The organism is Pseudomonas sp. H3_A02 (assembly GCF_054671965.1).
The window spans coordinates 1,305,971-1,332,622 of the sequence record NZ_CP162807.1; the positions used below are offsets into that span (position 1 = coordinate 1,305,971).

Annotated in this window: 13 protein-coding genes; 5 read left to right on the forward strand and 8 right to left on the reverse strand. The window is 60.4% G+C overall.

The window, feature by feature from the left end; translation table 11 throughout:
* Positions 1-95: 95 nt before the first annotated feature.
* Positions 96-1,511 (forward strand): acetyl-CoA carboxylase biotin carboxylase subunit, encoded by a 1,416-nt coding sequence (locus tag AB4N80_RS05570; RefSeq protein ID WP_025216234.1) that lies wholly within the window; start codon positions 96-98, stop codon positions 1,509-1,511.
* A gap of 12 nt (positions 1,512-1,523) precedes the next feature.
* Entirely contained in the window at positions 1,524-3,332 is a 1,809-nt protein-coding gene (gene oadA / locus AB4N80_RS05575) for a sodium-extruding oxaloacetate decarboxylase subunit alpha (protein WP_122567633.1), read from the forward strand.
* Positions 3,333-3,403: 71 nt separating this feature from the next.
* Here oadA and AB4N80_RS05580 read toward each other — a convergent pair whose 3' ends face one another.
* The 3 genes from AB4N80_RS05580 to AB4N80_RS05590 all read right to left on the reverse strand — a co-directional run bounded on the left by AB4N80_RS05580 (position 3,404) and on the right by AB4N80_RS05590 (position 7,402).
* Positions 3,404-5,137: an autotransporter outer membrane beta-barrel domain-containing protein gene (locus AB4N80_RS05580; protein ID WP_460081058.1), complete on the reverse strand. Its 1,734-nt coding sequence runs from the start codon at positions 5,135-5,137 to the stop codon at positions 3,404-3,406.
* A gap of 613 nt (positions 5,138-5,750) precedes the next feature.
* The gene (locus AB4N80_RS05585) at positions 5,751-6,584 is read right to left on the reverse strand and encodes an amino acid ABC transporter permease (protein WP_024619059.1); all 834 of its coding nucleotides are present in this window, start codon (positions 6,582-6,584) and stop codon (positions 5,751-5,753) included.
* Positions 6,581-7,402, reverse strand: coding sequence for an ABC transporter substrate-binding protein (locus AB4N80_RS05590; RefSeq protein ID WP_460081061.1), 822 nt, complete (start codon positions 7,400-7,402; stop codon positions 6,581-6,583). The genes AB4N80_RS05585 and AB4N80_RS05590 overlap by 4 nt, the downstream gene beginning before the upstream one ends.
* A 113-nt stretch (positions 7,403-7,515) precedes the next feature.
* On the opposite strand from AB4N80_RS05590, the gene AB4N80_RS05595 reads away from it, so the two are divergent.
* Positions 7,516-8,415 carry a homocysteine S-methyltransferase family protein gene (locus tag AB4N80_RS05595; RefSeq protein ID WP_122567629.1) on the forward strand — a complete coding sequence of 300 codons (900 nt, stop codon included), beginning with the start codon at positions 7,516-7,518 and terminating at the stop codon, positions 8,413-8,415.
* Between the two features lie 127 nt (positions 8,416-8,542).
* Positions 8,543-13,540: a dermonecrotic toxin domain-containing protein gene (locus AB4N80_RS05600; protein ID WP_460081065.1), complete on the forward strand. Its 4,998-nt coding sequence runs from the start codon at positions 8,543-8,545 to the stop codon at positions 13,538-13,540.
* A 118-nt stretch (positions 13,541-13,658) separates the two neighbouring features.
* Here the strand turns inward: AB4N80_RS05600 and AB4N80_RS05605 are convergent, their stop codons facing one another.
* Genes AB4N80_RS05605 through AB4N80_RS05615 form a run of 3 tightly spaced genes read right to left on the reverse strand, consistent with a single transcriptional unit; the run spans position 13,659 to position 15,431 of the window.
* A complete protein-coding gene (locus AB4N80_RS05605; protein WP_122567628.1) occupies positions 13,659-14,330 on the reverse strand; it encodes a GNAT family N-acetyltransferase in 672 nt (223 codons plus the stop codon).
* Between the two features lie 10 nt (positions 14,331-14,340).
* Entirely contained in the window at positions 14,341-14,787 is a 447-nt protein-coding gene (locus AB4N80_RS05610) for a GNAT family N-acetyltransferase (protein WP_122567627.1), read from the reverse strand.
* A 2-nt stretch (positions 14,788-14,789) separates the two neighbouring features.
* Positions 14,790-15,431 carry an FMN-binding negative transcriptional regulator gene (locus AB4N80_RS05615; RefSeq protein ID WP_460081069.1) on the reverse strand — a complete coding sequence of 214 codons (642 nt, stop codon included), beginning with the start codon at positions 15,429-15,431 and terminating at the stop codon, positions 14,790-14,792.
* A 100-nt stretch (positions 15,432-15,531) separates the two neighbouring features.
* Here AB4N80_RS05615 and pdxR point away from each other — a divergent pair, with 100 nt between their 5' ends.
* Positions 15,532-17,079, forward strand: a complete 1,548-nt coding sequence (gene pdxR / locus AB4N80_RS05620) for a MocR-like pyridoxine biosynthesis transcription factor PdxR (protein WP_354335964.1) — start codon at positions 15,532-15,534, stop codon at positions 17,077-17,079.
* Positions 17,080-17,122: 43 nt separating this feature from the next.
* Here pdxR and AB4N80_RS05625 read toward each other — a convergent pair whose 3' ends face one another.
* Both AB4N80_RS05625 and AB4N80_RS05630 read right to left on the reverse strand, forming a co-directional pair.
* The gene (locus AB4N80_RS05625; protein ID WP_460090540.1) at positions 17,123-21,724 is read right to left on the reverse strand and encodes a dermonecrotic toxin domain-containing protein; all 4,602 of its coding nucleotides are present in this window, start codon (positions 21,722-21,724) and stop codon (positions 17,123-17,125) included.
* 123 nt (positions 21,725-21,847) lie between these two features.
* Positions 21,848-26,476 carry a dermonecrotic toxin domain-containing protein gene (locus AB4N80_RS05630; RefSeq protein WP_460081078.1) on the reverse strand — a complete coding sequence of 1,543 codons (4,629 nt, stop codon included), beginning with the start codon at positions 26,474-26,476 and terminating at the stop codon, positions 21,848-21,850.
* Between the last annotated feature and the right edge of the window lie 176 nt (positions 26,477-26,652).

Genomic DNA, 26,652 nt, shown 5'->3' on the forward strand with positions numbered 1-26,652 from the left:
CAGGACTAGTGTGGAGCTGCGACCAATTGTTACATCTGGTCACGCGTCGGCCTGGAACCCAGGCCGTGGTATCACCGGCTCAAGGGAACCTCCAATTGATAACAAAGATCCTGATCGCCAACCGTGGTGAGATTGCCGTCCGCATCGTGCGCGCTTGCGCCGAGATGGGCATTCGCTCGGTCGCGGTCTACTCCGACGCGGACCGCCATGCGTTGCATGTCAAGCGTGCGGACGAGGCCCACAGCATCGGTGCCGATCCGCTGGCCGGCTACCTCAACCCGCGCAAACTGGTGAACCTGGCGGTGGAAACTGGCTGCGATGCCTTGCACCCAGGCTACGGTTTCCTTTCGGAAAACGCCGAGCTGGCGGACATCTGCGCTGAACGCGGCATCAAATTCATAGGCCCCTCGGCGGAAGTCATTCGTCGCATGGGCGACAAGACCGAAGCGCGCCGCAGCATGATCAAGGCCGGTGTGCCGGTCACGCCGGGCACCGAAGGCAACGTATCGGGCATTGAAGAGGCGCTGACCGAAGGTGATCGGATAGGTTACCCGGTGATGCTCAAGGCCACGTCTGGCGGCGGCGGTCGCGGTATCCGTCGTTGCAACAGCCGCGAAGAACTCGAACAGGCCTTCCCGCGAGTCATTTCCGAAGCCACCAAGGCATTCGGTTCGGCGGAAGTGTTCCTGGAAAAATGTATCGTCAATCCCAAGCACATCGAAGCGCAGATCCTGGGTGACAGTTTCGGCAACGTGGTGCACCTGTTCGAACGCGACTGCTCGATCCAGCGCCGCAACCAGAAGCTGATCGAAATCGCCCCGAGCCCGCAACTGACCCCCGAGCAGCGCGCCTACATCGGCGATCTGTCGGTGCGCGCCGCCAAGGCAGTGGGCTACGAGAACGCCGGCACCGTGGAGTTCCTGCTCGCCGAAGGCGAGGTGTATTTCATGGAGATGAACACCCGGGTGCAGGTGGAACACACCATCACCGAAGAAATCACCGGTATCGACATCGTTCGCGAACAGATCCGCATCGCCTCCGGGTTGCCGCTGTCGGTCAAGCAGGAAGACATCTTGCACCGGGGTTTTGCGTTGCAGTTCCGTATCAACGCCGAGGACCCGAAAAACAACTTCCTGCCCAGCTTCGGCAAGATCACCCGCTACTACGCCCCTGGCGGCCCGGGTGTGCGCACCGACACAGCGATCTACACCGGCTACACCATTCCGCCGTTCTACGATTCGATGTGCCTGAAGCTGGTGGTCTGGGCGTTGACCTGGGAAGAAGCGATGGACCGTGGCCTGCGAGCCCTGGATGACATGCGCCTGCAGGGGGTCAAGACCACCGCCGCGTATTACCAGGAGATTCTGCGCAATCCGGAATTCCGCAGCGGTCAGTTCAATACCAGCTTCGTTGAAAGCCACCCTGAGCTGACCAACTACTCGATCAAGCGCAAACCCGAAGAGCTGGCCCTGGCCATCGCCGCCGCCATTGCCGCCCACGCAGGCCTGTAAGGAAGTATGACCATGTCCAAGAAGATCTTTGTTACCGACACAATCCTGCGCGACGCCCACCAATCGCTGCTTGCCACCCGCATGCGCACCGAAGACATGCTGCCGATCTGCGACAAGCTCGACAAAGTTGGCTATTGGTCGCTGGAAGTCTGGGGCGGCGCGACATTCGACGCCTGCGTGCGCTTTCTGAAGGAAGACCCGTGGGAGCGCCTGCGCCAACTGCGCGCGGCGCTGCCCAACACTCGCTTGCAAATGCTGCTGCGCGGCCAGAACCTGCTGGGCTATCGCCATTACAGCGATGACGTGGTCAAGGCGTTCGTGGCCAAGGCTGCGGTCAACGGCATCGACGTGTTCCGTATTTTCGATGCGATGAACGACGTGCGTAACCTGCGGGTCGCCATCGAGGCGGTGAAGGCCGCCGGCAAGCACGCCCAGGGCACCATCGCCTACACCACCAGCCCGGTGCACACCATCGACGCGTTCGTGGCCCAGGCCAAGCAGATGGAAGCCATGGGTTGCGACTCGGTGGCGATCAAGGACATGGCCGGCCTGCTGACCCCGTATGCCACCGGCGAACTGGTGAAAGCGCTGAAGGCCGAGCAATCGTTGCCGGTGTTCATCCACTCCCACGACACCGCCGGCCTGGCCGCGATGTGCCAGCTCAAGGCTATCGAAAACGGTGCCGATCACATTGACACCGCGATCTCCAGCTTCGCCTGGGGCACCAGCCATCCGGGCACCGAGTCGATGGTCGCGGCCCTTAAAGGCAGTGAGTTCGACACGGGGCTGGACCTGGAGCTGTTGCAGGAAATTGGCCTGTACTTCTACGCCGTACGCAAGAAGTACCACCAGTTCGAAAGCGAGTTCACCGCCGTAGACACCCGCGTCCAGGTCAACCAGGTACCGGGCGGGATGATTTCCAACCTCGCCAACCAGTTGAAAGAGCAGGGCGCACTGAACCGAATGAACGAAGTGCTGGCGGAGATCCCGCGCGTGCGCGAAGACCTCGGCTTCCCGCCGCTGGTGACCCCGACCTCGCAGATCGTCGGCACCCAGGCGTTCTTCAACGTGTTGGCCGGTGAGCGCTACAAGACCATCACCAACGAAGTGAAGCTCTACCTGCAGGGCGGCTACGGCAAGGCGCCGGGTTCGGTGAGTGAAAAGCTGCGTCGCCAGGCCATCGGCAGCGAAGAGGTGATCGACGTGCGTCCGGCCGATTTGCTCAAGCCGGAAATGACCAAGCTGCGTGGCGAAATCGGTGCGCTGGCCAAGTCCGAAGAGGACGTGCTGACCTATGCCATGTTCCCGGACATCGGTCGCAAGTTCCTCGAAGAACGCGACGCCGGCACCCTGACTCCGGAAGTGCTGCTGCCGATCCCCGAGGCGGGCAGCGTCAGCTCCGCGGGCGGCGAAGGCGTGCCGACCGAGTTCGTCATCGACGTTCACGGCGAAACCTACCGCGTCGACATCACCGGTGTGGGAGTCAAGGCCGAAGGCAAGCGTCACTTCTACCTGTCCATCGATGGCATGCCGGAAGAGGTCGTGTTCGAACCGCTCAATGAGTTTGTCAGCGGCGGCAGCAGCAAGCGCAAGCAAGCCACTGCGCCGGGCCATGTCAGCACCACCATGCCGGGCAACATCGTCGACGTCCTGGTCAAGGAGGGCGACGTGGTGAAGGCTGGCCAAGCGGTGCTGATCACTGAAGCCATGAAGATGGAAACCGAAGTGCAGGCGGCCATCGCCGGCAAGGTCACCGCCATTCATGTGGCCAAGGGCGACCGGGTCAACCCGGGCGAGATCCTGATCGAGATCGAAGGCTGACTGAACAGCCTCGATACAACGTTTTAACCTCGGGGGGGCATGTGCTCCCCTTTTTTTTGCCCGCGAGAAGGTCAGAACATCATTCGCCACTGCCCCATCAGCGCACCGTTGCGGTTGTCCTGCCCTGTTTCGCCGCTGTAGTTCAGTCCCAGGGTATGACGTGGCGATACGGCCAGGTCCAGTCCTGCTTGCAAGAGAAGGCTGTCGCGGTCCAGCTCGACTCCTTTGATGAGGTAGACATTGCCGCCGTTAGCCAGGCGTTGATGGGAGCTGCCCCTGATGTCGCCGTATAGGTGTTTCCAGCCGACATCGACGCGCGGCGTCAATCGCATGCCTTGGTCGAAGACAAAAGGACGGGCGAGGCGCAGGCCCAATTCGCTGTTGTAGTGTTCCTGGGTTTGGCCGTTGTACTGCAACGCGGCGTCGCCACCTTTTTCCGAGTAGGCGTCGCGTTGATAGCGTTGGTAGCCCACTTGGACGTAGGGCTCTATATCGAATTGTCCGACGTCCAGGTTGTAGCCGACCTGTCCAAAGACCTGTTGCGTTGTGGCGTTGTAACGACCCTTGAGGCGGTCCCTGAATCCATTGAACACGACATGGCGCTTGGTGCTGCCGTCATGATTGCCATAAACAGCGCCCAGGCGCAGCGCCAGCGGACCGTCCTGACGCAAGGCATAGGCACCTACGAGCCAACTGTCGAGTGCTCCGTCGAATTGATAGCTGTCCAGTCGTGTCTGGGTCTTGCTGCCGATGATGCCCAGTCGCCAATTGGGGCTGATGGCCCAGTCGGTTCCCAGCATCAGGCCCTTTGTCGAATGTTTAAGGGCATAGCTGCCCAATTGCTTGGCGAGGCGGCCGTTGTTACCGATGGCCTGGACCCAGACCTGACCGTCGCCCCGTGTGTTTCCTGCTTGTGTCGAGTCCATGGCCGAGAGCACGCCGGTGCTGGTCGGTGCGACGCTGCTCAAGATGGCGTTGCCCAGTTCAGCGGTGTGGTAGCCACTCAGTTGATCAATGGCGTTGGCCGCCGTAATCATATTGGTGCCGAGCAGGGCATTGATGGCGGTATTGGGTTGTGCTGCGGTATTGATGGTTCTTGGTGGTTCGGTGGGAATGTGTGTCGCGCCATGGTTGTCTGGCTTAACCGCAGACACCTGAGCGATGGCCGGGGCGACAATGGGACTTGGCTCTGGCGGTGCCACCTGTTGCGGCTCCTCGATACTGGCCACGAATTTTCGTGCGTTGTCCGTGGTTGCTGCATCTTCAAACGGAACTTCATTCCGTGTGTAGGTCAGGCCCACCTGTTTTGCGGTGTAGTCCACCGTCGCTGTCATGAACGCAAGTTCATTGACGATCGCCCCGAACTCTCCATCCACCTTCTTTGCATCGATCACGACGTGATTGCTGGTGCCGATGTATTCACCGGGCACGTTGACGATTTTCAGCGATGCATTGCCCAGTTTCGCGGTGCCGCCGACTTTGATCGTGGCGCTGCCGCCGTTTGGATGGATGCCGTAGAGCAATGTTGCGCCTGGCGCCAATTCAAGATTCCTTTTGATCGTAGGCGCCCCTCTCTCGGGGTCGACCGCCAACTGGCCTTGCACCTTCAGCGCGTTGACGGTGCCAGGACCGCTAAACGTGCCAGTCTGGTCCACGAAAACAGACTTGCTCACGCTTCCCTCGTTCTGAAAGTCGCCGGCAACCTCTATTTCGGCACCAATTTGGCCGAGGTTGCGAAATTGGGTGTCCGCCGCAACCCGGCCTTTATGGCTGAAACTGATGTCGCGCGACCATTCGCCTTCCATAGTCGTGAACTTGGGCGGTCTGCTGGACGCCTTGGTCGAATTTTCGGGTTGGGTTTGCGGCTGGGGGGCTGTTTCAGAGGGGGGAGCAACAGCATCATGGGTCGATTGCCGGGCCATCGAAACATCGGCGCAACCGAGCGCCAAGGCAATCGCCAGGGCGAGGTGTCGGAGTGGGTACACAGGTGGGGTAGGCATCGTGCGGTCTCTCATAAAGGGAACCCGCACTTTAAAAATTCACCCCGGAACGCGATGCCAGCCATCTCCTTGCGGTGGGCAAGATACAGCGGATGAAATCTGTAGGCTGCCTTTGCTGCGACCAAGGCATCGTTGCGGTGGCTTCCATGGACTGAGGCATTGCCCTACAGCATGTGTAGATCTTTCTGTTTGATTGAAGTCTGAGGGGCGTCTACAGGTCATGCAGATCAAATTTGATCGGACGCGGCAGCATTAGGGTTATGACCTGGAGTATTTCGCCAACGCCGCGCATCTGTTGTTGCAGGATGGTTGCGATGCGCTGGAAGTGTTGGGGGGGAGCATCGGTGGGTGTGATCTCCAAGCTTCACTTGCTAGCGATTCGGCTGCACGTCCGGCGACCTTAAAATCCCACCTCAGCTCAACGATTATTCAGATAAGCCTTCCCATAATGCCGCTCCATCCGCGCCTGAATCAGCTCCAACGCAATGGACATCAACCAGTAAATAATCGCCGCCGTCGTCAGCATCTCGATATACCGATAGCTGGAGCGACCATAAGACTGCGCCAAGAACATCACCTCCCAAACCCCCATCACCGAGATCAACGAAGAGTCCTTGAGCATGGAGATGAATTGGTTGGTGGTCGGCGGGATGATGGTGCGCATGGCCTGGGGCAGGGTGACGCGCCAGAAGATCACGGTTTCGCTCAGGCCCAGGGCGAGTGAGGCTTCGCGTTGGCCATTGGGGACGCCGAGAATGCCGGCGCGGAAGATTTCGCTCAGGTAGGCGCCGTAGTTCAGCGACAAGGCGATGATCCCGGCAGCGATGGCGCCTGGGACCACGCCCAGTTGGGGCAGGCCCAGGTAGATCAACAGGATCTGGATCAGCAGGGGCGTGCCGCGAAAGAACGACGCGTAGAAACTGGCGATGCCGAACGCCACCGCGCTGCTGGACAGCCGCGCCAGGGCGGTGATGAAGCCCAGCAATGACGACGCAACGATCGAGCACAGGCACAGGAACAACGTCAGCACCGCACCCTGCAAAAAGCCATTGGGCGCCAGGTGCACACCCAGCAGGTTCGGCAGTTTGTCGAGGATGATGGAGAACTTCAGGTCGAAGCTCAGGAAGAAACTCGCGAACAGCACCAGCATGGCCGCCCAGGTCAGGTACAGCCGGGTACGAAAACCGAAGATTTTTTGCAGGCGTGATTCAGCCACCGGTGGCGGTGGCTGAGGGGGTGGAAAAGAAGTCATTGGGTGATGTCGGCGCCGATCCATTTCTGCGAGAGTTTGCTCAAGGTGCCGTCCTGTTTCAACTGGGCAAAGACTTCACGCACCTTGCTGTCCCACTGCGCATCGCCCTTTTCGATGGCCACCGAGTTCGGTTCGAAGTAGAGCGACTTGCCGGCCAGTTTGAAGCGCTTGTCTTCGGTCAGGCGCGGCTGTGCGGTCACCAGGTTGGTCAGCACCGCATCCAGGCGCACGCCGGCGCCCAGGCCCAGGTCCTGGAACGCCACGTTGTCGGTGTCGTACGGAGCGATCTGCACGTCCTCGAACGGGTAGCTCAGTTGGGTATCCTCGGCGCCTTCGATCACCAGGTTCTTGTTCAGGTAACTCTCGTAGCTGGAGGCGCTGGTGAGGCCGACCTTCTTGCCGCTCAAGTCCTTGGCGCCGTGGATACGGTCATCCTTGGCGTTAACCACGATCACCGCGGGCGAGGCGTAGTACTGCACCGGGAAATCGAACACTTCGGCGCGGGCCTTGCTCGGCGTCATGGAGCAGATGCAGATGTCATAGCGCCCGCTCCAGTGACCGGCCGCGATCACGTCCCAGGACGGCGTCTCCAGGCGCAGCTTCACCCCCAGTTTCTGCGCCACGGCCTTGGCGACGTCCACGTCAAAACCGTCGAGCTGGTTCTGGTCATTGAGGAACGAGAAGGGTGGATAGCTTTCCATCAGCACGCCGACCAGCTCTTTTTTCTGTTCGATGCGATCCAGCGTGGCACCGGCGAATGCTTGCGAAGCGGCGGTCAGCAGCGTCAGGCCCAGGGCCAGCAATGGTGGTAATTTCATGGGAAGGCCCTGTTAGAAAAATAAGTTGTAGTTCTCTGAATGGTGCGTATTAAATAGTTATAAGAACAACTCCGGTAGTGAGTATTTTTCATAAGCTTATGAGTGAATCGCATATGGGCGCAGGAACGACAGTTATTCTCGATGGCGGCATGGGCCGCGAACTGCAACGCCGGGGCGCGCCGTTCCGGCAGCCTGAGTGGTCGGCCCTGGCCTTGAGCGAAGCGCCCCAGGCGGTTGAAGCCGTGCACGCGGCCTACATTGCCAGCGGCGCCCAGGTGATCACCAGCAACAGCTATGCGGTGGTGCCGTTCCATATTGGCGAAACGCGTTTCGCCGCCGAAGGCCAGGCCTTGGCTGCGCTGGCTGGCGAGTTGGCGCAACGGGCGGTACAGGCTTCAGGCAAAGCGGTGCGGGTGGCCGGGTCATTGCCGCCGCTGTTCGGTTCCTATCGGCCGGACCTGTTCGACGCTTCCCGCGCCAGTGAACTGCTGGCGCCCCTGGTGAACGGCCTGGCGTCCCATGTCGACCTGTGGCTCGCCGAGACCCAAAGCTCCACGGTCGAAGCGCGGGCGATTCACGCCGGCCTGCCGAAAGACGGCAAGCCGTTCTGGCTGTCGTTCACCCTGAAAGACGAAGACACCGATGAAGTGCCACGCCTGCGTTCCGGCGAGCCGGTGGCGGACGCTGCGGCGGTGGCGGCCGAACTGGGCGTCGAAGTGCTGCTGTTCAACTGCAGCCAACCGGAAGTGATCGGCGCGGCCATCGATGCGGCGCGGGACACCTTCGAGCGCTTGGGGGTGAAGATCGACATCGGTGCCTACGCCAACGCCTTCCCGCCGCAACCGAAGGAAGCGACGGCCAACGACGGATTGGACCCGTTGCGCGAAGACCTCGACCCACCGGGTTATCTGCAATGGGCGGCGGACTGGCGCAAGCGCGGGGCCAATCACCTGGGCGGCTGCTGCGGGATCGGGCCGGAGCATATTGCCGTGTTGGCGCAACAGCTGGACTGAGCTGCCGACAGGACATCCAAGCTTACGATTCTCGTCGCTTGCTCGGCGATGCCTATACATATGTATGTCATTCGCGCTTCGACGACGGGATAGGGTCCGGTTTTCTCAATCAAAACCGGACCTTTGAATGTCTATTTTTCCCGAACATGAGCTAGGCGCGCCATCGAATACCCCTGTTGTCTCCCTTAAACCCACCGACGTGTTACCCAGCGGCCTCGACAGCGCGGCTCAAGGCGACCTGCTCAGCCCCAAGGGAAAAGAGCAGGCCAGGTTATTGGGCTTGCTGGACACCAACCAGGCAAAACTGGCACGTCTGTTCGCCGGCCTTCCCACGTTCGACACCGTGCTCAAGCGTTTGCTGGTCGACACGCTGCAAACCAAGATCCCCTCGCACAAGTTACGGGCCTCACGACCTGCGGAGATCGATCCGGACTTCTGCTATGTGGGCCACTTCAAGGCTGACTCGAACGGTGGGCGTGCACTGACGGCCTCGGAGAGTTTTACCGACGTCCTGTGGCGATGCTTGCAGGCGGACACGCCCGCGACCTACACGGACGGCGGCGTGGGTTTCTTCACCCGCCCAGACTCGGTGAAGGAAGCCGACAGTCTGTTTGTCGGCCCGCTGGATTTACAGGATCTACGGGCCATGGAGGCGGTGCTCTATCTCGCCAACCCCACCACGAATGAACGCGTGAAGCGCCAGTTTCGCGACGACTTGACCCAGTTTCGCAATCGTCACTACCGCGAAGACACCCTTGAGCTACCCACCACGGCTGCGGCTTTCGCGCATTGGCTTTCCCTGCGATTCCTGCATTTTTTCAATCTGTACAAAGTCGATCGGGGGCCGGCCAGCGGACTCACACCGAGTGAGCGCATTCAGCAGAAAGATGAAGATCGCTTGCTGGACATCATCACCACCCATCCCGCCAAGGCGGACCGAGACCGGTTGCTGCTGGCCCCCATCCCCCATGTCTACAGCGTGATGCTGGACATGGGCACGGCCGCCCCGCAGAAATGGCCCGCGGCGATGGTGATCAAGTTTACCGATCGGCTGACATTGTTCCTGTACTCCCTGGAAGGCGGCATACAGCGCTTCCGCTCGGTCCAGGACCTGATCAGCAATGTGCAGCCGACCCACGACGGGCAGGAGCGCACGATCCTCGACATTTCCTCCGAGCTGTCCGGGCATGTATTCGAAGTCGCGGCCGATGACCTGCTGCAGTTGCAAAGCGCTGCCCTGGAAACGGTCCTGAATGCGCCAGGCAACGAGACGGTCCCGTTGAACACCTTCGCGCAGCGTGCGGAAAGTGCGCTGGGCCTGCCCATGTTGGCACTGGCCGGGCCCCTGGCGGTGCGCCAGCAAACCCTGGTGGAAAACAATCGCCCAGGTTTCTACCGGGCCGCGACCCGTTCCGAGCAGGCCCACTATCGTCGCCTGGAGGGGCAGGTATTCAAGGCGGTCTACGCCTTGGGCGGCGGTGTCCAGACGCTGCTGCAGTTTGCGCGCCAGCAGATCAGGCAGTACCTTGAGCGCACCGTGAACCCGGGCATTGAGCCGGACCCGGACAACACCATGGTCACGCTGTTCCAGGGCGGCAGCGCCCGTCCGAGCCAGTTCCGCACCAGCAGCCTGACCCAATTGATGCTCGATAACCTGCGCCCGCATCAATACCCGAATGCGATGAGGGAAGTCCTGCCGGTTTATCTGCTCGATCGACATGGCCAACGTGTCAAACACCCGGCCAATGGCTTTTTTGTCACGCTGACGGGCAAGCAACTGGCCGAGATGGCGAACCAACTTGATATCGGGGGCCGTTATGAAACCCTGCTGCGCAAGGAGATGAATAGACCTCGCTACAAGGCCGCTTGGCAGGCGGCGTATCTGGCTAATTTGCAATTCAAGGGCTACGAGGCTTCGCTCAGGGGCGACGAAGTGTTCAAGACCACCGTGCTCGATAAGGCTTTCGACCCACCGAGGTCACGCAAGCGGGTGGCTTTCTGGCTGGACACGGTGCTGCGTTCGCCGACAGCGGCGGGGCGGGCCTTGGTCGATGGGCGCAAGGTCTGTGTCCATGGCTTGGTGCTGGGCGGCAGCGTGGGGGCGGGTGGGCAGCAAGATGCGCTCAACAATGCAGTCAGTATCGATGGTGTGTTGATTTTTTCCGATCAGGACGGCCCGGATATCCAGGGCACCGTGGGCGTTTATTTCCCGGACAGCCCCGGTGGCGATGATTTTCGTGAGTTCGCCGACCTGAGCGACGGTATTGTCGAGCTGTTGCCGAAAAAGGAATGGCAGGCATATTTCCGTTCGCGTATTTCCACGCTGGACCCCACGCAGATAAAGCGTTCATTGGGGCAGCAGGGCGGTCGTCCGCTGGTTCGTGGGGTGTTGCTCAATGGCGATCTTTTTGAAGAGCTCCACCGAGCCTACGTCGACTTCCAAAGCGCCTACGCGGATCACCGCTCCAACAGCAACCGGGACATCAGTCATCAAACCGCGGCGAAGCTGGCGATGATGGCGGTCGAGATCATTTTTGACTTGGCCGGGCTGCTGCTGGTGCCCGGTTTCCAGATGCTCAAGCGCGCCATCAACACAGGTCTGCTGGTGCTCAGGACCGGTGCCGTGCCCACGAACCTGCCCACCCTGGCGTTCGTCGATCGCGTGGCAAACCATGTGCAGAAAGGGCTGGCCGGTGGGGTGAACGTGCCGGTACGCGGCCGGTCCACTTTCCTGGCGATGACGGCTCGCCCAAACCAGGCCGAAGCGCTGGGCGGGCTGCCGCTGGAGGAGGCGCTCTATCGCCGTTATGCGGTGACGGATACCTCGCTGCTGCAAGGCGTCACCCCGGATCCCCAGGGGTTTTATCGCCCCACGATCACTCAGAACGCCACGGGGAGCGTGACCCGTCCGGTGTATGTGCGGCAACCCGACGGGACGGTGTTCCGGGTGCACGACCATACGCGGTTGAGGGCCACCGAGGCCAACATCGTCGACCCTGTCACGGGGTTGAGCATCCGCTCCAGTGGCGTGAGCAGAAGTACCGTGGCGCGGATGCCCGATGGGGAGTGGCGCTCGGTAGGCCATGGTTGGGGCGGTGGCAAGCGTTCGCGGGCGACGTCCCCTCAGCCAGGCCCCTCGAATCCCAAGAGGTCTGCCACATCGTCTCGCACCGCTGCCGATCTGGTGCGCACGTCTGGCGAGTGGGACGTCGAGATCATGGATCTGGTCCCGGCCCTCATTACCCGGCTGCCGAATTGGCCACGCAACCGCAGCTTGTTGATCATCGAGCAAAGACCGGACCGTCAAGACTGGTCAGTGCGTTTTACGCCGGGACAGAGTGAACGGGCTTATCCGGAGATTAATCATCCGCTTCGATCAGACACCGATGTCGTTTTGAGCCGAATCGGTGAGAACCATTACAACCTGATGTTGGGGGAAGAGGTCGTCGAGTTCGATGCCAACGGAGACTGCTTCTTCAATGCCACCGCCCGGGGACTGAACGAGGGGCTGGCGTCGGAGAGGTTTTCGATGCAGGGATTGCGCAACGACCTGGCCGATTACATCGATCTGCACCCGGAGGTGGGCGACTACCTGGTGGCGCAACCCTCCGGGCTTCAGCAAGCGCTCTCTGATAATGCACGGACGCTGGCAGATATCATGGACCAGTCGGCCGTGCTCGATCTCACCCGAATCATCTATGGCGGTGACAATCCAAATGGCTTGTTCCAGCCGCTGCGCAATTACTTGGACCTGTATGCAAGAGAAATGGAGCGCAGGGTATTGAACCAGGCCCAAGTGGCTGACTTGCCGCCGGAGATCCTGCAATACATTGGGAAATTTTTATCACCCCGCCCGCCGGGAATCTTGGCGCTGAGCAGCATTCCGTATTACGCGCAAAAGGATCAGGCCTTGCAGGCGTTCTTCGAGGATGTGCTGCTGCAGCCCATCAACAGTCGGGAAATCGCCGAGCTGCTCAATAATGAATACCTCATGCTCACTCAGGACGTGGTGCACATCATGCTTGAGTACGGTATCAGGGCCCGTGACCTGACAGACCATCATCCTCGCAATGACATGGCCTTCGTCAAATACGATGAAGCCGTGCATGGTCGGCTCAATCCCGATCAGCTCGAAGAACTACTCGATGGTAAGTATCTGGTAGATCACGATGATCTCGAAAAAGTGAGTAGTCGATACGAGCATGAAACGGGCAAGGTCATCGACGACGATGATCTGATGGACCAGTTCAAATACTACGACAGGGTCGAGGACCTCACGGACCTGCTCACTGTGACCCTCGGGCGTCACCCCGCCTTGTTGAGGCGGGCCCAGATCCTGCTGCGCAGTCCCGTGATCGGTTCCAATTTGGGCGGCCTGTTTCCGGTGAAGAATCTTGCGGCATGGATACGTAATCCGGCATTGAATAACACGCGACTTCAAATCATTGCCGAATATGCCAGCAGCCGTTATCAAGAGTTGGTGAGATGGGGCCGCATTGACATTGATTGGATGGGGCCGTTCAGTGATAGCAATCTACGCAACCTTGTTTACCGTCAGAATGAATTAGTGGAATTTTGGGATTTTCTCCAAGGCGTGCGTTATCTCGATAAGAGCAATATGTCGAATGCCACGGGTTTGTTCACCATGACAGGGCAGAGGGTTCCCAACAGCCGGATCGCGGTTTTGTTCGAGGTCCCGTACCTCTGGCAATCCATTCAAACCATGCCCGGTATCTCTGCGCGTAGCGCCCGGAGAATCTGGGAAGACTTGGTGGGGCCGCAGTTCAGCGATGAGAATATCCGGCAAACACTGGCGCGGCCTGATTCGCTGAGTTCCGAGTCGGCGTTCACCAGCGCGTTGATCGACGGCCTTGCCGCCGATGAAGCCCGCGCCCATCAGGTTATTCTCGGCACTTATAACGTAACCCCGAGACAGGTCCTGGCACTTCTGCACAACTTTGACTTTCCAGGAACGTTTGCCGAACACAGCCGCCTGACGCTCGCGCTTTACCTGAGTCGTCATGGAACGATACCGGACTGGGCCTGGCAATACGTCGGACCGGGGGTGACCCCCGAATCGCTTCGATCATTCCTGGCTACACGCAAAACGCCGATACCCGAGTGATGTACCGTAACAAGGGCCCTCGCCACAGGGGTGGTGGTGTGGCGGGTATTGGGTTTCCAGCCAATAACCGTGGCGAGGGGATTACAGTCCGCCATAGGGTAGGTGGTCGGTAGCTGACTTAGGATCGACACTCCACCAAACCACGCACTTGCCCGTCCTCACGCTGGTTCTCGTCGCTCAACCAGCGCTCGAACCCGGCGCCGATGGTGGGCCATTCCGAGTCCAGCATCGAGTACCAGGCGGTGTCGCGGTTCTGGCCCTTGACCACCATGTGTTGGCGGAACACGCCCTCGAACGTGAACCCCAGCCGCTCGGCAGCGTATTTGGAGCGAGCGTTGGCGTTGTTGCACTTCCACTCCAGGCGACGATAACCCAGGGCGAACGACTCCTTGGCCAGCAGATAAACCGCCTCGGTGCTTTTCGGCGAGCGCTGCATCGGCGCGCCGAAGGTCACGTGGCCAATCTCGATGCGACCCTGGGCCGGGACGATGGACATGAGGCTGAGAATGCCCTGCACCTCGCCGCTGGCGCGGTCGATCACGCTGAAGAAATACGGGTCGGTGTTGGCGGCGTGGTTGTTCAGCCATGCATCGAACGCGCCGCGATCCTTGAACGGGCCATAGGGCAAGTAATCCCAGAGTTTCGGGTCGGCGCCGGGGCCTTCGAGGGCTTGCCACAGGCCATCGGCATGCCGCGCCGGGTCGAGTTTTTCCAGGCGGATGAAACGCCCTTCGAGCAATTGCGCAGACGGCGCCGGGACACCTTTCCAATCAGCGAGTGAAGTCGACATAAGGCGCTCCTTAAAGGGCTTTGCGAAATTGAATGAAGCCTGGGCGTTCGGCGATGCGCTCGTACAGCTGGATCGCCGTGGCGTTGGTTTCGTGGGTCAACCAGTGCACCTTGCAGCAGCCATCGGCCTTGGCGGTGGCGTAGACGAACTCGATGAGCTGGCGACCTACGCCGGTGCCACGGCGCTGTTCCGTCACCAGCAAATCTTGCAGGTAGCAGGAATTCTCAATGCTCCAGTTCGAGCGGTGATAGATAAAGTGCACCAGGCCCACCGCCGTGTCGCCATTCCAGGCCAGGGCAGCATGGGTCGGTTCACGCTCATCGAGCAAGCGCTGCCAGGTGTTTTGGCTGACCGCCTCCGGCAGTTCGGTGTTGTAGAAGCGCAGGTAGGCGTGCCACAACGGCAGCCAGGCGGCGTGATCGTCGGCGCTGACGCGGCGGATGTCGAGTTGGCTCATGTTCACTCCTTGGTCGATTGTTCAGGCATCAGGTGGGCGAGCGCCCGGTCCTGTGGATCGGGGCTGGTGGCGAGGCCATTGCGTACCCCAGCGACATCCTCGGGGCTGCGGTTCTGGCTGAGCTTGCGCTTGCCTTCCAGGCGCTGGATGGGCAGGGCGAAGCCGACGATGGCCTTGAGCATGCTGTCGATGTATTCGGCCGGTGCGTCATCGAGTTTCCAGGGCTGGGCGCGAGCGCTTTCGTGGCGGTCGGTGAGGGCGCTGACCAGGTTGCGCAGGCGATGGGCGTCGCTGAACACCTCGGCGCTGCCATAGGCGTGTACGGCCACGTAATTCCAGGTCGGCACGACCTTGCCGTGTTCAGCCTTGCTCGGGTAGAAGCCCGGGCTGACGTAGGCCTCGGCACCGGCGAATATCACCAGGGCCTCGGCGCCGGCTTCCAGGTCGCGCCATTGTGGATTGGCCCGGGCCATGTGCCCGTAGAGGCTGCCGTTCGGCCCCTGTTGCGTGTCCAGCAACAGCGGCAAATGGCTGGCCTGCAAACCGTGTTCACCGTGGGTGACCAACACGGCCAGGCGGCAATCACTCATCATCTGGTGCAACTGGGGCAGGTCGTCGACGGCAAAGGCTTTGGGGTTGTACATGACGATTTTCCTTGGCGAATGCGAGCATCCTAGGCAGGCTATTGGTCTGTTGTAAGAGCCACTTCTGGCCAATTCGATAGGTCCATTGCTGAGGGCTGTCATGCACAACGCCGTGCCGCCACTGTCATTCAACCCCGCTGGCATCGAGTTGGATCGCCGCCAGGGGCTCAGCCGTCAGCTGTACCAGGCATTGCGTGCCCGAGTGCTGGACGGACGCCTGGCTAGCGGCACGCGCCTGCCGGCCAGCCGCGATCTGGCGGCGGCCTTGTCGATCTCGCGCAACAGTGTGGTGCGCGCCTACGACCAGCTCTACGCCGAGGGTTTCATCGAGGGGCGGGTCGGTGACGGTACTTACGTGGCGAAACTGTCCTCGACAACATTGCCGCTGAAAAACATATCCACAAAAGTATCCACAGGGTTTTCAACAGGCTTACCCACAGCCTTATCCACAGACTGGCTCGATTTGCCTGTGATTCCATCCAGTAAAGTTATCCACAGCGGTGCGTTGAATCGTGTCGAAAACCACCATTTGCCCCAGCCGCCCAGTGGCCCGCCGCGAGCATTCAGGGTCGGTGTGCCGGCTTTCGATCTGTTCCCTTTCGACGTCTGGGCCAAGCTGAATGCGGCTTTCTGGCGCAAGCCGGACCTGCAACAGCTGTGTTATGGCGATTCCCAAGGGGATGCGCGCTTGCGCGGGCTGATCGCCGCTTATTTACGCAGCTCCCGGGGGCTGCACTGCACGGCTGAACAAATTGTGATCACCAGTGGCGCACAGCAGGGCATCAGCCTTTGTGCACAGCTGCTGGTGGACCCGGGCGACGTCGTGGCGGTGGAAAATCCCGGCTATCGCGCGGCCGGACATGCGTTCGCCGTTGCCGGTGCCGATGTCCGGGGCGTGCCGGTGGATGGCGATGGTTTGGATTGCACGGCGCTCGATGGGTTGAGCCACTGTCGGCTGGCCTACGTCACCCCGTCCCACCAGTATCCGACCGGGGTCGTCATGAGCCTGCCACGGCGCTTGGAACTGCTGGCCTGGGCCGAACGCAACGACGGCTGGATCGTCGAGGACGACTACGACGGCGAGTACCGCTACAGCGGCGCGCCCCTGGCGCCCTTGGCGGCACTGGATCGCCAGGGGCGGGTGCTCTACGTCGGCACGTTCGGCAAAGTGGCGTTCCCGGCCTTGCGCCTGGGCTACCTGGTGCTGCCGCCAGGCCTGGTCAACGCCTTCGCCCGGCGCCGCGCCGTGGACGTGCGCCACTCCGAAGTCAGCACCCAGGCGGTGATGGCCGAGTTCATGGCCGCCGGGCATTTCCAGCGGCATATCCGGCGGATGCGCAGGGCAGCCCTGGCCCGGCGGGACGCGTTGCTGGCGGGCTGGCCGAAGGCCGTTGCGGGTGTCGGCGCCATGCCCACGGTGGTGGCCGGGCTCCATGTCACGGTGCCGGTGGACAGCATTGAACGTGAGCACGAGCTGATCGCCCAAGCGGTCAGCGCAGGCGTGGAAGTCAATGGCTTGAGTAGCTACTGGTTGCCGGCGACAACGTCGTCCCAGGTACGCGCCGGCTTGGTGCTGGGGTTCGCAGCGGTCCCGCCAGCGGCGATAGCCGTCGCGCTGGCGAACCTGGCAACTGCCTGGAAAATCTGAAGACGCGGAACCAGGACATCTGTGGATGCCCTGGTTTTTACCGTCATGATTGTTTTGAAAAAAACACTTCCTTGGCCTGATCCACGGCAATTTCGCTGCGGTAATGCTCCATCAGTTGCCGCTGATTAAGTGCCTGGGTGGACTCGACGCTTATCCCTTGACTGACCTGCTCAGGTGTTCTCAAACGCGCGGAAAGGAACGCATGAGGCGGCACCCAGTTCCTCGAGTAATGGAAATCGGCAAACCAGAGAGTCTTATTGGTGGTCAGGTCCTTGATCTCATATCGGTCGAGATAGCCATGCACAGGGACTTTGATGCGTTGTCGATTTTTTTGCTTGGTGATGGAAATCTGGTTTCGGCTCTTAAGCCAGATGATGTCGCTCATGGTCGGCGGGCGTTGCTTGATGACGTTCAGTACGGTTTCGAAGCTTTCGTCGTGAAGGGTTTTCGATGCCTTCTTGAGTGCCGTGCGCGTGGATTGCGCCACACGTTGTTGATCTGCCGAAATGCCCACCGTTTCGTTCGACGCATTGTCCAGGCCCTTGGTGATCGCGATGGCGACTTTCTCCATTCGGTTGGCGTGTGCGTTCAGAAGCAGGCCGATACCGGTGGGCGACCGCTCTGGTTTCTTCGTGTATTGCTCGACCTGCGCCTTGAACGCCATCAATCCGTCGAGCAGCGCCTTGCCCTTGGTGATGCTGGTGCCCAGCGCCGGGACGGCCAACGGCGTATCGGTATTCACATGGGGCAGCCACTCGCCGGTTTCCTTGCGATGGAAGGTGGCGATGATGCGATCCGTGAGAGGGTGTTTGACATCGACCCAATCGGTTTCTTCCAGGGTCTTGGTCAAACGGGGTTCCCCGCTGACCAGGCCCCAAAAACGCGCCCGGATGAATTTCTTCCTGGGCCTTGGGCGTTCCCGATAAGGGCCGGCTTCGCTTCGCCGGTTGCTTCTTTCATCGAGGGCGCGGGCCAACTGATTCAACGCCCGTTTTTTAAGATTGCCGACCTGCCTGCCCAGTCGATTGAGTTCGGTTGAACGGACGCTGTCCTTGTATTCCTCGCCCAGGTATTGGAGATGCTCTTGGATGGCGGTGAACTGCTCCGTCAGGCTGCCGAATGTATCGATCTGCTCGTCCAGGCGGATCACGCTGCGTTCATCGATGGCGTCGTGCAGGCTTTGAAATGCGATCGTGGTGTTATCGACAAGCTGGTTCATGTCGGCCCAGCCTTCGGGAATGTCGGGGATGCTTTCCAGTGACAAGCAGAGGTGGCGATACATGTCCAACTGGATGAGCCGGATCGCATCGCTCGTGTAGGACGGCATCCTCCCCCGGTGTTGTCGGAGCAGTTCAACGCCTTCGCGCCCGACCTTCCTCAGCCTGGAGAAGCGCGTCTCCATGTAATCCAGGCGCTCGATCATGTCGTCACCGATCCTGATCATGCTGTCGGCGGCATCAACGTGTTCTTGCTCCACGTGCTCGATGTTCGAGGTGGTCATGTCCACGGCGGTTTTCAGGGCCGGGGCGAATCGCTCCTGTAAGGTGTCTATCTCTTCGAACGTGAAGTTGATTTGCGCGTTCAGGTAACCGAGCCTGGCTTGAGGTGCGTCGGGCCTCGATTGGAAGACGGGCCACTGAATCAGGATCTCCAACGCTTCTTCATAGCTTTCCCGCTGGGTTTTCAATGTACTCAAATAAACGTTGCGCCGGGCTTCCCTGGAAGCGCCCGATGCCTGGCTCATCTCCTTGGCGTTCATGGTCAGCAGCTTCTGGTTCTGGGTTTTCCTTTCCTCAAACCGGTTCAGTTCGGCAAGCAGTCGGTTACTGAGGCGTTTCGCATCCGCGATGACTTTCTGCCTGACACCTTTTGACCCGCTGCCGCGCAAACGCAGGCGAGTGTCGACACGCCATTCGCCTGCCGCATCATTGATCAGTGGAGGGCCGGTGCGCGTGGGCTCGTTTGCATCGACGATGGACACATGCTCGCCCTCCACCGTTACGTCGAACCACTGGCTGGCGATTTTTGCGTACCAGTTCCCGCCCTGCTGGTAGAGCCCTTTGAGCGCGCCTTCGATCATGGGCTGTTCGGCGTTTTCAGGTTCGCTCACGCTGAAGGATTCAAGCAGCTTGGCGCGTTTTGCGGGTTGGTCTGTCAAGGCACCGCTAGCGCGGATGGCGTCATAGTGCTCAGGTGACGGTTTCTTTTGCGTTAACGGGGCGAGCCGCTCGATCACGAGTTCAGGTTTTGTCGGGCTTTGCGATTCATGAACGACCGCTGGCGCCGCCGGTCGACGGCTGTCCGCGTTTTCCCTGGCGCGGTCGATGGCGTGAGTCGTGATCGCCATGGCCATGTTCAGCAGCAGGTCGATGAAGGCTTCCCAAGTGGCTTGGCGGTTGGAGGCTTCGTCGCTCTGGGTCAACGTTTCAAGGTCGTCCAGGATTTGCCAGAGCCAGGCCGCGGTACCCACGGAGCTGCCCAGGTAAGGCAGCGCCAGATTGAAAATCAACCAGCCGGCCTGTTTGAAGGTGGCCCACCGATTTTCGCTGTTGGACACCGATTGCCGATCGGCCAGCTCGACCAAGGCATCGGCGTTGGCTTTGAACAACTGCGGCAGGAAATCAGCCCCCAGGGTTTTCTCGCTCAAACCGATGGGGGCGCTATTGAGCCACGACGACACAGGGTCGGCCGCAAACTCCGCAATGGCCCAAGGCGAAGGCAGGGCGCCGGGGAAAACGAACCGGCTGTAAGTGGCACGTACCCCATCGGGCAGCCACGCCAGTACCGATTGGCGCAAGGAGGCGGTTTGCCGGATGGCGTAGATCAGGTTGCTGAACGCCGGGTACTGACACAGCTGCGGCTCAAGCAATGGTCGATAAAGCAGGCAGGGGCCGGCATCCGGCTCTTTCGGGCCGATCACGAACATGTTGGTGACGACGTCTGCCGAGGTGCTCAGTGCATGCTTGGATTCGAACGCCAATTGGCGCAGGACGATGGTTTGCCCATCGACCTGGCGCTCGGATGCCTTGGGCTCCATCAGCGCGGCGACATAACGGTAACCCCGTTCATCGATGTCCCCCAGGCCCCGGATTTTGCTCTCCAGCGCCAGCAGCGGTAACTGGATGCGTAACTGAGCGGTGTAGAGGCTTTCGCGGCGGGTGGATTCGGCCGGATCGTCGAGGAGTTGGGTTTTGATCAGGTTGGGATAAACGCGACCGATGTCGATTTGGGTGACGAGGCTTTCGACGTAATCGGCGGTCATCCATTCGGGCAATGCATGGCCGTGGAGTGACCTGACTATTTTGTCCCCCAGGGGCAGCGCAATCAGGTTTTGCAAGGCCAGCTCAACGAGGCTGAACCGCGTGGTCTGGATTTTGCCGGGGACCACGAACGTCCCCCAGACCACCGGGCTGCGTATCTGGACCTCGATGCTTTCCAGGTCGAGGGTCGAGGCGTCGGCATGGTCCGATAACATCTGCTGCTTGAGCCTGTTCAACGTGTACTGCTTGATGGAGGGAATACCCTCCAGGTAGGTCTTGCCGGCATGGGCACTGCCCAGCGCCGACAGGTTTTTCAGGTGTTGGGCGAACAGGAACTGGTCGGATGTCGGCGCGGCTTGCAACCAACCGGGAATCTGCTTCTGAAACCAGTCCTCGGCAGGTTCGTTAGCCCGGTCCGGTCCGTCGTTGTCCGCCTGTTCGCGCTCGTCGGTGATCAGGCCTTCCAGGAACCCGGGATCCCCGATGACTTTGACCTGCATGGCGATCAGCCCACAGGCCTTGTGATCGAACACATTGCCGTCGGGCTCATACAGCCGCCACTGGATTTGTGTGCGCTTGGCGCTGTTCAGATGAGTCGGCAGCGATTGACCCAACGCGTCTTGTGAAGCGAACTTCTCATAACCGTTGCGCAGCGAGTACGTAAGAATGACTTCTTTGCGGTCGATCTTTCCGATCAAGACCACGATCGAGTTTTCGTTCACGCGTCTGACCGTATCGCCGTCCATTTCATCGATATCGATCAAATAGGCATGGCTGTCATAGCGGTCGTGGCGCTTGCGGTCCTGCAGGTCCGGGTAAAGGAACAACTGCCTGGCCATGTCGCATTCAGTTGCCGTCCAGCCCCGGACCTGGCTGACGTTCCAGATCTTGCGCAGGTTGCTGGAAAGCTCATGCCAGCGTGGGCCGGCCGTGCCGAGTGGGGTGTTCCAGTACACCAGTTGTTGTTCCTGGAAAGCGGACGCCATGGCGGGGACCAGTTCGTTGATCAGCAGTCCGATCAGGGTGATACGCACCGGCAGATGCACCGGCGGAGAAGTGAGGGGCAGCTTTGTCAAAAAATGCAGTCCTTCGATCAGCAAGGTCGACTCGCTCTCACTCACGCGCTCGGCCAACAGATCGCTGAGGGATTTATAGCGGGTGGGAAGCTCCACGATGTTGCCGTCGACGACGTCCCAATTCGGTTCGCCGACCACCGTATTGTGTGGATCGAGGTCCAGCGTCGAGTACATTCTCTTGAGGGCTTTGCTCAGCAGCAGGCTGGCAACCTCCGGGGAGGTGGGCCCTGCAAGCATTTGATTGAGCACCGCCTCCCTGAGGGTGACTTCGGAGGTAAAACTCATGGTGGTTGTGACGGTTTCTGTCATCTGGCTTTCCCTGTCTGGTGATACGTGGAACCCCCGAAACCGAGTGCTTCGGGGGTTCCATGCTAGGGAGGGGCATGACAGCGAAGGTGGTAACTATGTATACGCAGCGGTACAGCGCTCAGGTCACCCGTGTTTTTTCTGGAAGAACACCTCCCTGGCTTGGTCCGCGGCAATTTCACTGCGGTAATGGTCGATCAATTGCCGCTGGTTGAACGCCTTGGTGGGGATGAGGGGGGAGGCCTTCTGGTCGATTTGCTCAAGGGTTTTCAAGCGCCCGGACAGAAACGCATAGGCCGGCACCCAGTTGGTCGAGTAGCGGAAATCGGCGAACCACAGCGTTTTATTGGTTTTCAGGTCCTTGATCTCATACCGGTCGAGGTAGCCGTAGGGCGGGGTCTTGATGCGTTGCCGGGTCTTTTGTTTGGTGATGGAAATCTGGTTGCGGCTTTTCAGCCAGATAACGCCACTCATGGTCGGTGGGCGGCGCTTGATGACGTTCAGTACGGTTTCAAACCCCAGCACATACAGAGTGCTCGCCTCCTTCTCCAATTGCAGGCGCAAGGCCTCGGCCGAGCGCCGTTGTACGGCGGGAAGCTCCGCGGTCTCGTTTGACTCGACGCCTTGCGCCTGGTCGAGGGCCTTCTGAATGGCGGCGCTGACTTTTTCCATCCTGCCGGCATGGGCATTGAGGATCATCCCGATACCGGCGGGTGTTTGGTGCGTCTGCTCTACGGTTTGCTCGATCTGTGCCTTGAACGCCGCCAGGCCGTTGATCAGGTCGGTGCCCTTATTGATGCTGGTGGCCAATGCCGGGACGGCGGCCGGCGTGGCGTCGGGCTTGACGTGAGGAATCCATTCGCCGGTTTCCTTGCGGTGGAACGTGACGATGATCTCTCCCGAAAACGGGTTCTTCACGTCGACCCAATCGGTTTCCTCCAGGGTTTTGGACAAACGCGGTTCGCCACTGACGAGCCCCCAGAAGCGTGCCCGGATGAATTTTTTCCGCGGTCTGGGGCGCAGGTCATAAGGCGAGCTTGCGACGCGCCGGTTGCTTCGTTCATCGAGGGCCGCCGCCAAATGACGCAAGGTGCGTTTCTTGGCGAGGCCGATCCCGGTCCGCAATCGAGTGAGTTGTATCGGGCGGATGCTGGTCTTGTATTCATTGGCCAGGTATTGGAGATGTTCGTCGATGGCCGTGAACTGTTCGATCAGGCTGCCGAAGGCGTCGATCTGCTCGTCCAGGCGGATCACGCTGCGCTCATTGATCGCGTCGCGCAGGCTTTGGTACGCCACGGTGGCGTTATCGACGATCTGGTTGATAGCCTCCCAGCCTTCGGGCATCGACTCGACGCTTTCAAGGGACAGGCAGAGGTGGCGAAACATGTCGATCTTGATCAGTTGCAGGTCGTCACTCGTGTACAGCGGCATCTTCCGGCGGTGTCGCCGGACAAACTCGAAGCCTTCGTGGCCCACCTCCTTGAGCTCGGTGAAGCGGGTCTCCATGTAGTCCAGGCGCTCGATCATGTCGTCACCGACGCGGACCATGCTCTCGGCGGTGTCGATATGCGCTTGCTCCAGCACCTTGACCCCGGAGGTGATCATGGCCTTGGCCTTGCCCATGACTGGGGTGAAACGTTCGTTCAGCGCATCCATCTCCACGAAGGTGAAATTGACCTGCGCGTTCAAGTAGCCGAGCCGGGTGCGAGGGTAGTCGGGCCGTGACTGGAACACCGGCCACTCCAAGAGGATCTTCAAGGCTTGTTCGTAGTTTTCCCGCTGCGCTTTCAAGGTGCTGACGTAGGTGTCGCGCTTGGTCTCCTTGGCGGCACCCGTCGCCTCGTTCATTTCCTGGGCCTGCATGGTCAGCAGCTTCTGGTGCTGCGGCTTCTTGGCTTCGAACAGGTTCAGCTCGAGCAACAGCTCGATTCGGCGACGTGTCGCCTGGGCGATAACTTTCTGCCTGACGCCTTGCGACCCGCTGCCGCGCAGGCGCAGACGCGTATCCACGTGCCACTCGCCCTGTGCATCAGCCATCAGGGGAGGGCCCGCGCGCGCTGGGTTTTTCTCATCGATGATCGACACCTGTTCGCCCTCCACCAACACCTTGAACCATTTGCCGGCCAGGTTGGCGTACCAGTCGCCGGCCTGCTCATAGAGCCCTTTGAGCGCACCCTCGGTCTGGCGTTCTGGGCCTTGCGGCGCGTCGAGGCTGAAGCTGTCGAGCAGCTTGGCGCTCTGCCTCGACCGGCCCATCAAGGCGCCGCTGGAACGAATGGTCTCGTAGTGCTCGGTCGCCAACGCCTTGCTGGCAAGCGGTGCCCGTTGCTCTATCACGAACTCAGGTTTGGGTTTGGGCAGGTTTTCCAGTTCGTGCACCACCCCCGGCACCACCTCCGGCGCCTCTGGCCGGCGCGGACGTCGGGCGGCCCTGGCGCGGTCGAGGGTGTGGGTAATGATAGCCAAGGCGATGTTCAACAGCAGGTCGGTGAACGTCTCCCACTTGGCCTGGCTGTCGGCCCCTTCGCGGTTCTGTGTCAGCTGCTCCATATCGTCGAGGATCTGCCAGAGCCACGCAGCGGTGCCGACCGCCGTTCCCAGGTAAGGCAAGGCCAGGTTCAGGATCAGCCAGCCGGCACGCTTAAAGGTTTGCCAGCGATTCTCGTGATTGGAGATCGATTCACGGTCGGCCAATTCGACCAAGGCATCGGCGTTGGCTTTGAACAACCGCGGCAGGAAATCTGCCCCCAGGGTCTTGTCGGTCAAGCCGATGGGGCCGCTATTGGCCAGGGACGTCAACGGCGCGGCCACGAACGCCACGATACTCCAGGGGGAGGGCAGCAGGTCCGGGAACACGTACCGGCCGTAATCGTCACGCACCCCATCGGGCAACCAGGCCAGCACCGATTGGCGCAAGGTAGGCGTTTGCCTGATCGCATACAGCAGGTTGCTGAACGACGGGTATTGGCACAACTGCGGTTCGAGCATCGGTCGATACAACAGGCAGGGCCCGGCGTTCGAATCCTGGGGGCCGATGACGAACATATTGGTGACCACGTCCTCCGAGCTGCCCAGTTGCAACTCAGGGACGAAGGCCAATTGGCGCAGGACGATGAGGTTGCCGTCCACCTTGCGATCGGTTTCGTCAGGCTCCATCAGGGCGGCGACGTAACGGTAGCCCTTTTCGTCCAGGTCACCCTGGCCACGGATCTTGCTTTCCAGGGCCAGCATCGGCAACTGAATGCGTAACTGGTCGGTGTAGAGTTTTTCGCGGCGGGCCGACTCCGTCGGGTCGTCGAGCAACTTGCTCCTGATCAGTTCAGGATAAACGCGACCGATATCGACTTGGGTGATGAGGTTTTCGAGGTAGGCCACGGTCATCCATTCGGGCAGCTCACTGTCGTCCTGCGACCTGACGGTTTTGTTGCCCAAGGGCAGCGCGATCAGGTTTTGCAAGGCCAGCTCCACCAGGCTGAACCGGGCCGTGTCGACCCTGCCGGGCACCACAAAGCTGCCCCAGATGACCGGGCTGCGCACCTCGATCTCGATGGTTTCCAGATCGAGTTTCGCGGCATCGGCATGGTCGGCGGTCATCTGGGTTTTCAGCGTGTTCAACGCAAAGGCCTTGATGGCGGGAATATCGTCCAGGTAGGTTTTGCCGGCGTGGGCGTGGCTCAAGATCGACAGGTTCTTCATGTGCTGGGCAAACAGCACCTGGTCGGACGGCGACGCCGCCTGCAACCAATGGGGCATCTGTTTTTGAAACCAGACCTCCACCAGGTCGTCGGTCGTATCCACGCTGGAGGCCTGGCTGTTTTCGCGGAACGTCAACATGTCCGGAGCGTTGGAGGTGCCGATGATCTTGACCTGCTCGGCGATCATCCCGCAGGCCTTGTAATCGAAAATATTGCCGTCGGGCTCATACAGCCGCCATTGGATTTTCCGGTAGCTGTCCGGGGCCAAATGGGCGGGGAGCGATTGCCCCAAGGCCTGCTGGGTCTCGAACCTCTCATAGCCGTTGACGATCGAGTACTTGAGGATGACTTCCTTGTTGTCGATCTTGCCGATCAGCACCACGATGGTGTTGTCATCCATGCGTTGCACTTGATCGCCATCGATGCCGTCGATGTCGATCAGATAGGCATGGGCGTCATAAAGGTTATTGTCTTGGCGGCCTTGCCGGTCGGGATAACGGAACAAATGCCTGGCCATGGCACATTCAGCCTCGCTCCAACCCTTGACCCGCCGAACGTCCCAAGCCGTGCGCAACGCACTGGAAAGTTCATGCCAGCGCGGGCCGGCATCGCCGACGGAGGCATTCCAATAGGCCAATTGCTGCTCCTGGCAGGCCGTCAGCATGGCCGGCTGCAGCTCGTTGATCAGCCGCCCGATCTGGTCGATACGCACCGGCAAATGCACATCAGGCGTGGTGAGGGGCAGCTGGGTCAGAAAGTGCAACCCTTCGATCAGCAGCGTCGGGCCGCTGTCGTTCAACAACCCGGCGAGCATGTCGCTGAGGGTTTCATAACGCGTCTGGCGCTCGACGATTTCGTCGTCGACGATGTCCCAGTGCGGCTCGCCGACCACGGTGGTGTGGGGGTCGAGGTTGAGCGTGGGGTAGAGCTTCTTGAGGCCGTCCCGCAGGAGGATGGCGGCCACCTCGGGGTAGGTGGGGCCGGCGAGCAACCGGTTGAGCACGGCGTCCTTGGGGTCGGTTGCGGGGGTGAGGCGTGTGCTTGTAGAGCTTGGTGTCATCGGAGTCTCCCTGACTTGTGCGACGTGGAGTCCCGGAGCGAAACGCTGGGGGACTCCATGCTAGGGCGGCACAAGCCAGGGAAGGTGGTAACTATGTATAGCGCGCTTGGTTCATGCAAAACCCGTGGCGAGGGAGCTTGCTCGCGCTTGAGCGCGAAGCGCTCACAAAAAGGGCT